We start from the raw sequence: 12,155 nt of genomic DNA, 5'->3' as shown, positions 1-12,155 counted from the left end.
CGCAGAGTCGGCCGTACTTTTTTATACCAGAAAGGAGCATCCAAGATGGAAAATCCCGGCACTACCCAAAGTCATCATGTCAGCGATATTGTTCAGGTTCTCAACAGCGGTATTGATTTTTATTCTGAAGCGAAAGAAAAGGTCAAGGATGGCAGTGTTGCGCAATTCTTTGACCGTATGATTGCTGCGCGAAAGCTGACCAGAGAACGCCTGCAACCCTTCCTCCGCGGCAAACAGGGGGAAAAGGAGACCGGTTCATCCTTCGCCGTAGAAGCCCGCAAAGTCTACACTGAGGTCATCGGCTCAATGTCTTCCGACAAAAACCACACCTACATCGATCAGTTGGAGGAAGTAGAAGACAAGACGTTGGAAGAAATCAAAACGGCTCTGGACAAGGAGCAGCCTCCGGCCGTGGAGACGGCGTTGCGGCAGTCTCTGCAGACCATGCAGCAATGCCATGACGAGATGAGGTCATTGCAAAAGTCCAGTTCATGAAATGTAAGACCCTGCCTGCAAGCAGCCAACGGCCCATCGGGCCGTTTTTGCTTTACCAGCGGCCAAAGGAGCAATAACAAAACAGGAAGGATCAATGAACAGAAACGGCTTGCTGTTCTTCAGCCTTGCAGGGATCATTTGTCCTGCCAGTGCACAGATTCCCATACTCAATCCCAACGGTCCGGTAGCCGAGGGACAATACGAGTTATTAATCAGCGCCGTCCTGATTATGCTGATCGTGGTGGTACCGGTATTCATCCTGACAATCTGCTTTGCCTGGCGTTACCGCGCAAGTAACAGAGCCAGTCGCTTTCGCCCCGACTGGTCTTACTCCCTGCCGATAGAGCTGGTCATCTGGCTGGTGCCGGCTCTGATTGTACTGGTAATTGGTTTCCTGCAGTGGACCAGGACACACTCACTGGATCCCTACAAGGCCCTGGGCCGCAATCCCCTTGAGATCCAGGTCATTGCGCTGGATTGGAAATGGCTGTTTATCTATCCGGACGCCGACATTGCCACTGTCAATGAACTGGTCCTGCCGGTCGACGTGCCGGTGCGCTTTTTGATTACTTCGGATACCGTGATGAATGCCTTTTTTATTCCGGGATTGGGCAGCCAGATCTTTGCCATGGCCGGCATGCGCACGGAACTTAACCTGAAAGCGACAAAACCAGCCAGCCTATGGGGGCGTAATACCCAGTTCAGCGGGCGGGGATTTTCCAGCCAACACTTCAATGTCAAGGTGGTGGAGGAAAGTGAGTTCCAGGACTGGCAGGGGAGTGTGCAAGAGGGCTCGCCACCTCTGACCAATGTCCGCTACCGGCAGTTGGCCCTGCCCTCATCCGGATCGACCCGACATCAGTATCATCAGGTACAACCCGGATTGTTCGGGCAGGTCATCAGCCGCTATCAACAGGAAGTGGTCGTCCCGCAATCCAGGGAGGGGCAACCATGACCGGCCGCCTGAGCTGGGAGGCGCTGCCGACCTACGGCGCTATTGTCACCTTTGCAGCAGTGCTGGTTCTGAGCCTGATTGTCATGACGGTGGCGTACCTTACCTGGACGGGGAAGTGGGGCTATCTGTGGCGTGAATGGCTAACCAGCCTGAGCCATAAACGCATTGGCATTATGTACATTATCATCGCCTTTGTGATGATGTTGAGAGCCCTGCTCGAAGCGATGCTGATGAGAGCGCAGCAAGCGGTGGCACTGAATAATCCGGGTTTTGTGGACGCCGAGCATTTTCATCAGTTGTTCAGTACCCACGGCACCGTCATGATCTTTTTTGTCCTCATGCCTTTCATCACCGGCCTTATCAATAAGGTACTGCCGCTGCAGATAGGCGCACGGGACATGGCCTTTCCCTGGCTTAATGCAGTCAGTCTCTGGCTGACGGCTTCAGGAGCGGGTCTGGTGATTATGTCGTTGTTATTGGGACGATTCTCAACGGGTGGCTGGTCAGGATATCCGCCATACACGGGCATCGACTTCAGTCCCGGCACTGGCGTGGATTACTGGATCTGGGCACTGGCCCTGTCCAGCATCAGCACCACCTTGTCGGGGATCAACTTCCTTGTCACCATCACCAAACGGCGTTGCCCAGGCATGGGCTGGATGCGTCTGCCCCTGTTTGTCTGGACGACCGCCTGCTCCAGCATTCTGATCATTTTCGCCTTTCCCTCCCTGAGCGTCGCCACCCTGCTGCTGGCTCTGGACCGCACTTTGGACATGCATTTTTTCACCAATGATCTGGGCGGCAACATGATGCATTACGTCAATCTGTTCTGGCTCTGGGGCCATCCTGAGGTCTATATCCTGATCCTGCCTGCTTTCGGGGTCTTTTCCGAAGTCATCGCCACCTTCAGCAGCAAGACCTTGTTTGGTTATCGCTCCTTGGTTTACGCCACTGTAGTGATCACCCTGCTCAGTTTTACCGTCTGGCTGCATCATTTCTTTACCATGGGCTCCAGCGCATCGGTAAACGCTTTCTTCGGTATCATGACCATGGTCATTGCCGTGCCCACCGGCGTTAAAATCTATGACTGGATCTTCACCCTGTACCGGGGCCGTATCCGTTTCAGCGTGCCCATGCTCTATGCCCTGGCCTTTATCATGACTTTTGTCCTGGGCGGAGTAAGCGGTGTGCTGCTGGCCATTCCGCCTTTCGATTATGTTGTCCATAACTCCGCCTTTCTGGTGGCCCATTTCCATAACATGCTGATACCCGGCACCCTGTTCGGCATGATGGCCGGATACACTTACTGGTTTCCCAAGGCCACCGGCTTCCGGCTAGATGAATATTGGGGACGGCTGGGCTTCTATGGTTGGCTGGTGGGCTTTTACCTGGCATTTATGCCTTTGTATCTGTTGGGGTTGATGGGCATGCCCCGTCGCCTGCAGCAATACGACCAGCCGGAGTGGCAGCCTCTATTAATTGTTGCCGGCGCAGGTGCGCTGATCATCCTGTTGGGCGCTCTGTGTCAGTTGATTCAACTCATTGTCAGTATCAGGCGACGCCGGACCCTGGCTGACCGGACAGGCGATCCCTGGGATGCCCGCACGCTGGAGTGGACCATCGCCTCCCCGCCACCGGAGTGGAATTTCTCCGTCATACCCAATGTAGATGAACGGGATCCTTTTGCCGCCGAAAAGGGCAAAGGACACGCATACCCTCTGCCAGCCAGGAAGGATTATCAGGACATCGAACTACCACGCAACAATGGTCTGCCTTTTGTGCTGGGCGTGTTGTCTTTCTGGCTGGGCTTTGCATTGGTCTGGCATCTGTGGTGGCTGGCCATTCTTACCCTGCTTGGGAGTGCGGGATGTCTGGCCAGGCGAAGCTTCCAGCGGGACAGTGAGAAACGGATTTCCGCCGAAAACTTATATCAGTACGACAGAAAACGTCACCAGCAGTTGCAGAAGCTCGCCGGACATCACGCGCTGAACGAAGGCTTCAGGTGGGAGAATAAAGTTGACTGATATTATCCGCTCGCCCCGCCCCTCACCAGAACTGCCGAGCCGACTTGCTGAGCGGGAGCTTGGCTTCTGGCTGTTCCTCATGAGCGATCTGGTTATCTTCGCCCTGTTGTTTGCCACCTACGGGGTAATGGCTGACCGGGTGGCTGGCGGTCCATCGGCGGAGGAATTGCTGGAACTCAGGCGCCCCTTGCTGGAAACCCTGCTGCTGCTGACCTCTACCCTGACCATGGGTATAGCCTCCCTGTTCTGGCAATCCGGCAAAGTCCGTTATCCGCTAATTCTCTGGCTGGGGATGACATTAGTGTGCGGCGGCGGTTTTCTCTATCTGGAACTGCAGGAGCTGCGCCACCTGCTGGAGCAGGACGCTGGCCCTTCCCGTAGCGGCTTTCTGTCCGCTTTCTTTGTACTGGTTGGCACCCATGGTCTGCATGTGTGTCTGGGAATGCTCTGGGGGCTGTTCATGATCTGCCAACTGCTGCTGCGGGGTCTGGACGCCGAAGTCGCTTCACGCCTGCAGCGTCTGGGCAGCTACTGGCATCTTCTGGACGTAGTCTGGATAGTGATTATTTCTGCGGTCTATCTACCTGGAGCCATGCCATGATGGCGCCGGCTCAACAAGAACGACTCCGTGGCTATTTGCTGGGCTTTGTACTGGCGTTGCTGTTGAGTCTGGTGCCTTTCGCATGCGTCCATTATCAATGGCTGGATCGGTTCCCCACAATGGCCACTATAGGTATCTGCGCCGTACTGCAGGTCCTCGTGCATCTGCGTTATTTTCTGCATCTTCGCCTGTCTGAGGCTAAAGAGCGATTCTGGCTGCTTGTCTTCACCCTCCTGTTAATCGGCCTGATGGTCGGCGGCAGCCTGTGGATCATGTGGGATTTGACCGATCGCATGATGGGACATTAAACGCCCCCTGCCTCTTCAACCTATATTATGCTCCTGGAGCCACAACTCCAGCAGGGTTACCTGCCAGAGTTTGGAACCAAAGGGGCCGGTAAAATCCTGCGGCCGGGCCAGCATCTGATCGATATAGTTCATCTCGAAAATATCACGTTCCCTGGCTACTTGCCGGCTGAAAACCTCCCTGGCCAAATCCAGGTACTCTCCCTGCATCTGACGCAGGGCTGGCACCGGGAAATAACCTTTTGGCCGATCGATGACCTGATTAGGGATAATCTGCCTGGCCACCTGTTTCAACAGGTATTTGCCGCCGTCCTTCATCTTGAGCCGATGGGGTATGCGAAAAGCCAGTTCCACCAGTTCGTGGTCCAGAAACGGCACCCTGGCCTCCAGACCAAAAGCCATGGTCATATTGTCCACCCGCTTGACCGGATCATCCACCAGCATTACCGCCGTATCCAGCAGCAACGCTTTGTCCACGGGCAATTTGGCGGGACAGAGTTTGAAATAATCCTGAACATATTGCAGGGCAAGGTTATGTTCGCGGTATCTGGGCGCCAGGGCTTTGGACAGTTGTTCGAAGTCCCAGGAGAAATAGGCATCCGCATATACCTGAAAGGCTTTCTCGTCACTGGCCTCCAACATAGGCGGGTACCAGTGATAGCCGGCGAAGACTTCATCCGCTCCCTGCCCGCTCTGCACCACCTTGACATGCTTGCTGACTTCCCTGGACAACAGATAGAAACCTATCACGTCATGGCTGACCATGGGTTCGGACATGGCTCTGATACAAGGACGCAATTGTGCAAGTAACTCGCTATGCTCGGCAAAGATTTTCTGATGTCGGGTATCGTAATGCTCGGCGATGATATCGGAGTAACGGAACTCGTTTCCCTCCTGCTCGGCCACATTGTCAAAGCCGATGGAAAAGGTATGGATCTGCTTCTGCCCCAACTCACTGAGCAGGCCCACCACCAGCGAAGAATCCAGTCCGCCGGACAACAATACCCCCACCGGCACATCGGCCTCCAGCCTTCGTCTGGCGCTGGTAAAAAGGGCCTTTTCCAATTCCTCCTGCCAGTCCTGTTCATGGCGTTCGCCGTCATCCGGGTCGGACTGTAGCTTCCAGAACCGGCGGATGTTCACCTCGCCATCCTGGCTGACTTTCATCCAGTGGCCAGGCTTCAGCTTATGCACATCATGAAACAGGGTATCTGACTCGATAATGGCCCTGAAGGCCATATAGTGGTGTAAGGCACGCTCGTTAATCTGGGTTGGGACGCCGGTACATTTGAGCAGAGACGGCAGGGTGGAGGAAAACCGCAGCCCATTGTCATTCTGGTGATAATAAAGTGGTTTAATGCCAAGCCTGTCCCGCGCCAGAAAGACCGTATTGTCCTCGCGCTGCCAGATAGCAAAGGCGAACATACCGTTAAACCATTGCAGGCAGTTTTCCTGCCACTGAGCGTAGGCCTTAAGTACGACTTCCGTATCGCTGGTGGAAAAGAAATGATGCCCCAGCTTTTCAAGCTCCTGACGGAGGGATTTGTAGTTATAGATACAGCCGTTGAAGACAATGGTCAGACCCAGATGGGGGTCATGCATGGGCTGATTGCCCCTGGCACTGAGATCGATAATATTCAGTCGCCGATGGCCAAGGCAGACATTGCCCTGCGCCCATACTCCTGCTCCGTCTGGTCCACGGGGTTGCAGCATCTCCAACATGTTGTTGACCTGATTGGGCGCGGCCCTCCCAGAGAAACTAATTTCACCGGCTATTCCACACATTTTACCGCTTGCCTCCTTGTCTGTTGAGATCATATTTCCATCGGTTAACTAATAGCAGTTGGCACGAAGATCTCAACGTAGAGGACAGATTTTCCAACCTGACCAAGTCTTTACAGCTCAGAATTGACCTAGCCTGCAGCCTTATAAGCCTGTGCTACACTCAAGGAAAGTCAGAACAGGGAAATTCCAATCAGGAGGATAGATTTTGAACATCTGCATATTGTCCACGGACCAGGTACAAGATGATGCACGTTTACTGGAGGTAGCCCAGGCTGAGGGGCACAACACAAAACTTTATAATATCCGGGATATCAGCATGGCATTAATGCCAAATCAGCCCACCATTTACTACAAGGATAAAGAGATTACCGATCATTTCGATGTGGTTATCCCGCGACTGAATGTCAGCTTTACCGACTACGGTACCAATGTGTTGCAACAGTTTATGTGTACCGACACTTACGTCAGCGAATCACCTGAGGCATTGAGACTGGGTCGTGACAAGCTGAAGTCATTGCAATATCTGCTGGCACGGGGACTGCCCTTTCCTACTACCGGCATCGCATTCTCGCCACAGGGATTCAGACCTTTGGCCGAACATATCGGTACGCCCATGGTAGTGAAGCTGATTGAAAGCACCGAGGGTACAGGCATATTCCTCGTCCACACCCTTAAGGAAATGGACAATCTCGTCAAGACTTTCAATATGCTTGGTGCCTCATATGTGATCCAGCAGTTTGTTAAGGAAGCGGCCGGTACTGATGTCAGGGCCTTCGTAGTGGGTGGTGAAGTCGTCGCTGCCATGTGCCGGAATGCTCAGGATGGAGACTTTCGCGCCAATGTGTCGTTGGGGGGGCACTCCTGCTCCTGCGATCTGACCGATGAGGAGCACAGTATTGTGTTGTCCGCCACCGAGTCCATCGGCATCAATGTAGCCGGAGTGGATTTTGTCCGCTCCGATAACGGCCCTTTGCTGCTTGAAATCAATGTCTCACCCGACTTTACCGGAGAACAGGGCATCGAAAGCGTCACGGGCGTGGATGTTGCCAGAGCCATTGTCCGCCATGCAGTGGCGCAGGCCAGGGCCTTCAAAACTGAACATCCCGCCCCCGACAGGGTGCTGGAAACTCAAGGGGTCAGTCTATGTGCCGATGGATAGCCTACACCGGTGAGCCCATTTACCTGGACAGACTGGTGACCAAACCGGACCATTCCCTGGTGGTGCAGAGCCTTAACAGCAAGATGAACTTCACCAATTCGGGACAATTGCTCAGCACCAACGGTGACGGCTTCGGTATCGGCTGGTACGACAGCCGGTATGAACCTGGGGTGTTCAAGGACGATCTGCCCGCCTGGCACAACAACAACCTGCAGAGCCTCTGTCATCAGGTTAAGGCGCATACCTTTATGGCTCATGTGCGGGCCACCACCACAGGGGACATCCAGCGCACCAACTGCCACCCCTTTGCCTACCAGAACTGGCTGTTCCAGCACAACGGCCATGTCAGTCATTTTTCCAAAATCAGGCGGGAATTACAGCTATGCATCGCCCCGGAACTGTTCAGTGAGCTCAGAGGCAGCACAGACAGCGAGACGTTTTTCCTGTTGGCTCTGACCTACGGCCTGATGGAAAAACCCAAACAGGCCTTGCAGAAAATGGTCGCCCGAATACTGGAATCTTTGCTTAAAGTTGACAAGGACGGGGTACTGAATCTGTCCTGCGCTATTTCAGATGGTAAAAATCTCTACACCCTGCGTTTTTCACACGGCGAAGCCCCTATGACCCAGTTCTATTCCACCCACTCCGCCTGCCTGGAAGACCTGGAAGCCGAAAACTGCCAGATGCCCACCAACAGCACCGTGGTCGTCTCAGAACCGCTGGATACCTTTGGTGACAAATGGACAGAAATAGCCAACAACACCTTTACCAGTATTCATGACAGCCAGGTGGAGATCGAAACCTTCTGGGATGGCTGAGCTTGGGCTCAGCTTTGCGGTTTACCCTTGGTAACCTAAACGCCTATGCATTGAAAGACCGGGCTCTCCGTGAAGAGAGACCCGGTATAGGCAGCTGTCTAACGCGTGGGCGACAATCCCTTGGCTCTTTCCCTGACTGCCTGGGTAAGGGTAAAGTCCTGCATTTTCCAGTTTGTGGCTTCCATGGCGGTGAAATTTTCTGAGGCCCAGGCTTTTGCCTCATCCAGATCAAAACCGGCATCCCGCCATATTTTGGCTTCCACTGGGTTAAAACGGGACTTTGACCAGAGGATAACATTGTCCTGATCGACAAATCCCTGGTTCATCCAGGCCTGGACTTCCATCGCGGACAGGCCATTGGCCTGGTATTTCTGGGCAGTACGCTCCTGAAGGCCAAGCTCTTTCCAGCGCATAACTTCAGCAGTGGAAAAGCCTTCCCAATGGTCATTGGCGACACAAGCGATAAGCAAAAATGGCAGAAGCAATCCAATTACGTATTTCATCTCATTCTCCCTAATGATGACAGGATTCATAAGATAAATAGCTCAGTCTGGCCGTAGATGCCAAGTTCTGGTTAAAATGACTGCGTTTTGACTGCAATCCTAGCCTGCCACTGTTTCCCGTTTCACCCCCTCTCCTCTATACGTTCGTATTATTTTACATACGCACAAATACTCCCGGCTGCTTCTTTTTTGTACAGCCAGGAATTAAAATGCCGCCCCCTGAGAAAATGATTCACCAGAGTTAGAGGTAGTAGTCGTTGACGAGAATGAAGAACTGGTTGGTTGTGATGAGTATGGTAATGCTTTGCGCCTGTGGCGGAGGAGAGGGTGTCACCTCCCCTTCTAACCCCACGACCCCTCCGGTTACAGACGGAGGCAGTCCCTCCCCTACCCCTGACGAGGGAGACGATACAGGCTCAGATCCGGATCCTGCACCAGTTCCCGCACCAGAACCGGTGCCTACTCCCGGCCCTGTACCTGAACCGGAGCCGGTGCCAACTTGCTCATTCTAAGACAAGGTTAAAGCCAGATATAACAGAACAGGGCTAAACAAACCTGGCCCTGTTCAAAAGTCGTTACTCACCAAAGGCGCCGGCCGGACCGGGAAAGACCACCGGACTTTCAATACCGCTTTGGCTGACACTGGCTACACCGAAGAAATAGTTGTCAATGACCACATTTTCCAGAGTGAATGTATTGACCTTGCCCACAAATCTGCTGAACTGCCACTGTGGCTGATCCGTATAGCGCCAGTAGATTTTATAGCCTTTGACCAGAGCCTGCTCCGCTGCGGAGGCCGGCGCCCAACTCAAGGTAGTGCTGGGCTCAACTGCGCCACGTATTTCCACTTTGGCCGGCGGACTCGGCGCCCAGGCCATGCTGGCCAGGGACACGGCATTCAGAGCGGTTAATTTAGCCGCATAGTCAAAATCCACGCCATCCAGGGTATCGCCGTATTCAAAGCCATTCTCAGTCCTCAGATCCTGATGCTGGCGATGATAATGCTCATTGGTTTCCATAATACGAATAGCCGGGTAGCCTGCATCATTAAAGGGCCGATGATGTCCGCCGCGGCCAAATCTGTCCAGCCGGTATACCATCATGGTATCCAGGTTAGTAATGTATTGATCGGCGATACGGTCAATGTAGCGGGCCAGGTTACGGGACGGTGAGTCCACCTCGCCACCGGTAAAGCGGCGCTTGCGTGCCTCTTCACTGGTTTCCACCACCCGGGTCCCCTCGGAAAACAGTCTGGCAGTGGTGTTGTTGATCACTCCGTTTATACCGCCGATATTGCCGATCATATCGTTGTTCAGCACCGCCTTGACCCGCCAGTCATCCTTAAGCGCCTGTTCGGCCATGATGTTGCCGCCAAACAGGCCCTGCTCTTCGCCAGCCAGGGCAGCATAGACCACGGAGCCATGGAACTGATGCTTACTGAGGACCCGTGCCGCTTCCAGTACCCCTGCCACCCCGGATGCATTGTCATTGGCGCCGGGTGAATCGGAGACTGCATCCATCACATCAGAGACCCTGGAATCGATATCGCCGGACATGATCACGTAACGGGACGGGTCGGTTTTGCCCTTTTGCACCGCGATAACGCTCACTACCTCGGTGGCCTCGGGGATACGTTTTTCTCCCTCAATGACCCCGGATTGAAAATACACTTCCAGGCAGCCGCCACATTCGGCAGAAATACGTTCAAACTCAGCCTTGATCCACCGTCTGGCCGCACCGATACCGCGGGTTTCTGATTCGGTTTCGGAGAGGGTATGGCGAGTGCCGAAACTGACCAATTTGCGGATATCCTGTTCGATACGCTTTGCCGACACAGCCTCGGCAATCTGATAAAGCTTCTGCTCATCACCAGGCTCCTGCGCTGAAGCAGGCAATACCAAAAAACTTGCGATCAATAGCAGTCGGTTAACTGAAAACATTGTTGTCCCCCATGTATTTTTATCTTTATCAAGCTAACACCTTTCAGGCAGGTGACCGAGACCAGGCGGGACGGGTCGCTGTGGATGCGAGTCAAACAACCTGTTTAACCGACGGGATACACAAGATCTCTGAGCAAGTGATCCGAAATGATTCGGACATAGTAAAGATTGGGTTGCATATCGGACAGGGAAGTTTTTTGACGTAATTCTCAATCACAGGTTAACCCATGTTCAATAGCAAGCTAAAAACGACCATCAAGACCCTTCAGTCTAATCTGGAAGTGCAAAGGGCCATATTCGACTCCATTAAGTCCCATGTCGCCTGTATTGAATTTACGCCCGATGGAGAGATCAGGGATGTGAACCACCTGTTCACCCAAACCATGGGATATGACAAGCAATTCTTGCTGGGACAGCACCATAGCTTATTCTGCACGCCTAATTACAGCCGCAGTCCGGCTTATGAAAAGTTCTGGCAGGAGTTAAGGCAAAGCCGTGGCCAATCCGGTACGGTATGCCGTATACATCGCAGCGGACAGGAGATTTGGCTGGACGCGACATACATCCCGGTAAGCAGAAATGGTCAGGTGGAAAAAGTGATTAAGATTGCTACCGATGTCACCCGGGAGCACCTGTCGCTCAGAAGTCAAGTTGCCATATCAGACGCACTCGACAAGGCGATGGCCATCATTGAATTCAAACCTGACGGCACCATACTCACGGCGAACCAGAATTTTCTGCATGTAATGCACTGCTCCCAGAGAGAGATTCAGGGCCGGCACCACAAACTCTTCTGTACGGAAGAGTTTTACCGGAACCACCCGCAATTCTGGTCTGAGCTGGCACAGGGACAACACAAGTCCGGACAATTCGAACGTGTTGCCCTCAATGGGAGTACCGTCTGGCTGGAAGCAACTTACAACCCAATTTACGACAACAATGGCAAGGTTTGTAAGGTGATCAAGTTTGCCGCGGATATCAGCGCCAGGGTGGAAGAAGCCCGTAGCGTTTCACAAGCGGCTGAAATTGCTTATTCCACCGCGGTGGAAACTGCGCAAATTGCCGTCCAAGGCAGTGACACACTCCAACAAGCCATTGAAGCGTCCATACAAATGAGAAACCAGGTAGAGGAATCCGCCAGGCTGATTGAAAGGCTTAACAATCAATCAGGTCAGATTGGCGCGATAGTCTCCACTATTACCGGTATTGCCGATCAGACCAACCTACTGGCGCTTAACGCTGCCATCGAAGCAGCGAGGGCCGGAGATTTGGGCAGGGGTTTTGCGGTAGTGGCCGATGAGGTGAGGCAACTGGCTGCCCGCACGAACCTTTCCACCAACCAAATTGGCGAGGTGGTAAAGGAAAATATCGACATCACCAGCCAGGTTACCGGCAGGGTGGCGTCTGTGCTGCAAAGTGCACAAGCCAGCCTCGACTTGATCGATGATGTGGCACGTATCATTCAGGAGATCAGCCAGGGTGCAGAAAATGTTTCCGACACTGTGGCTAATCTGTCAAATACGCAGCCAGGTAAAATCGGTGGAAACCATCCGCAAGCCTGAACTGTGCT

At 53.4% G+C, this 12,155-nt stretch carries 11 protein-coding genes; 8 read left to right on the top strand and 3 right to left on the bottom strand.

Translation table 11 applies throughout. The features are described 5' to 3' along the window. Positions 1 to 45: 45 nt before the first annotated feature. The 5 genes from J0A66_RS13245 (at position 46) to cyoD (ending at position 4,383) form a co-directional block, all read left to right on the top strand. Positions 46 to 495, top strand: coding sequence for a ferritin-like domain-containing protein (locus tag J0A66_RS13245; protein ID WP_206574309.1), 450 nt, complete (start codon positions 46 to 48; stop codon positions 493 to 495). A gap of 94 nt (positions 496 to 589) precedes the next feature. Then, positions 590 to 1,450: a ubiquinol oxidase subunit II gene (gene cyoA / locus J0A66_RS13240; RefSeq protein WP_206574308.1), complete on the top strand. Its 861-nt coding sequence runs from the start codon at positions 590 to 592 to the stop codon at positions 1,448 to 1,450. Further along, positions 1,447 to 3,474: a cbb3-type cytochrome c oxidase subunit I gene (locus J0A66_RS13235; RefSeq protein ID WP_206574307.1), complete on the top strand. Its 2,028-nt coding sequence runs from the start codon at positions 1,447 to 1,449 to the stop codon at positions 3,472 to 3,474. Before cyoA ends, J0A66_RS13235 begins: the two co-directional genes overlap by 4 nt. Then, positions 3,467 to 4,075 (top strand): cytochrome c oxidase subunit 3, encoded by a 609-nt coding sequence (locus tag J0A66_RS13230; protein WP_206574306.1) that lies wholly within the window; start codon positions 3,467 to 3,469, stop codon positions 4,073 to 4,075. Before J0A66_RS13235 ends, J0A66_RS13230 begins: the two co-directional genes overlap by 8 nt. Then, entirely contained in the window at positions 4,072 to 4,383 is a 312-nt protein-coding gene (gene cyoD / locus J0A66_RS13225) for a cytochrome o ubiquinol oxidase subunit IV (RefSeq protein WP_206574305.1), read from the top strand. Before J0A66_RS13230 ends, cyoD begins: the two co-directional genes overlap by 4 nt. Before the next feature lie 15 nt (positions 4,384 to 4,398). Here the strand turns inward: cyoD and J0A66_RS13220 are convergent, their stop codons facing one another. Next, entirely contained in the window at positions 4,399 to 6,165 is a 1,767-nt protein-coding gene (locus J0A66_RS13220) for an N-acetylglutaminylglutamine amidotransferase (protein ID WP_206574304.1), read from the bottom strand. A gap of 205 nt (positions 6,166 to 6,370) precedes the next feature. Between J0A66_RS13220 and J0A66_RS13215 the strand changes: the two genes are divergently transcribed. Beyond that, positions 6,371 to 7,324 (top strand): ATP-grasp domain-containing protein, encoded by a 954-nt coding sequence (locus J0A66_RS13215; RefSeq protein ID WP_206574303.1) that lies wholly within the window; start codon positions 6,371 to 6,373, stop codon positions 7,322 to 7,324. Further along, positions 7,309 to 8,142, top strand: a complete 834-nt coding sequence (locus tag J0A66_RS13210) for a class II glutamine amidotransferase (protein WP_206574302.1) — start codon at positions 7,309 to 7,311, stop codon at positions 8,140 to 8,142. Before J0A66_RS13215 ends, J0A66_RS13210 begins: the two co-directional genes overlap by 16 nt. A gap of 98 nt (positions 8,143 to 8,240) precedes the next feature. Here J0A66_RS13210 and J0A66_RS13205 read toward each other — a convergent pair whose 3' ends face one another. Next, the gene (locus J0A66_RS13205) at positions 8,241 to 8,645 is read right to left on the bottom strand and encodes a hypothetical protein (RefSeq protein WP_206574301.1); all 405 of its coding nucleotides are present in this window, start codon (positions 8,643 to 8,645) and stop codon (positions 8,241 to 8,243) included. A gap of 575 nt (positions 8,646 to 9,220) precedes the next feature. Then, positions 9,221 to 10,585 (bottom strand): M28 family metallopeptidase, encoded by a 1,365-nt coding sequence (locus J0A66_RS13200; protein ID WP_206574300.1) that lies wholly within the window; start codon positions 10,583 to 10,585, stop codon positions 9,221 to 9,223. 227 nt (positions 10,586 to 10,812) lie between these two features. Between J0A66_RS13200 and J0A66_RS13195 the strand changes: the two genes are divergently transcribed. Next, entirely contained in the window at positions 10,813 to 12,147 is a 1,335-nt protein-coding gene (locus J0A66_RS13195; protein ID WP_206574299.1) for a methyl-accepting chemotaxis protein, read from the top strand. The last annotated feature ends 8 nt before the right edge of the window (positions 12,148 to 12,155 follow it).

This window comes from Bowmanella dokdonensis, assembly GCF_017254865.1.
Taxonomy (GTDB): domain Bacteria; phylum Pseudomonadota; class Gammaproteobacteria; order Enterobacterales; family Alteromonadaceae; genus Bowmanella; species Bowmanella dokdonensis.
The sequence above is the reverse complement of the archived record's forward strand: the minus strand, read 5'-3'. Positions and strand labels throughout refer to the sequence as shown.

Excerpts from the sequence above, each read along its gene's own strand:
- J0A66_RS13210 (WP_206574302.1), top strand. The coding sequence starts at position 7,309 with ATGTGCCGATGGATAGCCTACACCGGTGAGCCCATTTACCTGGACAGA.
- cyoA (WP_206574308.1), top strand. The coding sequence starts at position 590 with ATGAACAGAAACGGCTTGCTGTTCTTCAGCCTTGCAGGGATCATTTGT.
- J0A66_RS13235 (WP_206574307.1), top strand. The coding sequence starts at position 1,447 with ATGACCGGCCGCCTGAGCTGGGAGGCGCTGCCGACCTACGGCGCTATT.
- J0A66_RS13200 (WP_206574300.1), bottom strand. The coding sequence starts at position 10,585 with ATGTTTTCAGTTAACCGACTGCTATTGATCGCAAGTTTTTTGGTATTG.
- J0A66_RS13245 (WP_206574309.1), top strand. The coding sequence starts at position 46 with ATGGAAAATCCCGGCACTACCCAAAGTCATCATGTCAGCGATATTGTT.
- J0A66_RS13220 (WP_206574304.1), bottom strand. The coding sequence starts at position 6,165 with ATGTGTGGAATAGCCGGTGAAATTAGTTTCTCTGGGAGGGCCGCGCCC.
- J0A66_RS13195 (WP_206574299.1), top strand. The coding sequence starts at position 10,813 with ATGTTCAATAGCAAGCTAAAAACGACCATCAAGACCCTTCAGTCTAAT.
- J0A66_RS13205 (WP_206574301.1), bottom strand. The coding sequence starts at position 8,645 with ATGAAATACGTAATTGGATTGCTTCTGCCATTTTTGCTTATCGCTTGT.
- cyoD (WP_206574305.1), top strand. The coding sequence starts at position 4,072 with ATGATGGCGCCGGCTCAACAAGAACGACTCCGTGGCTATTTGCTGGGC.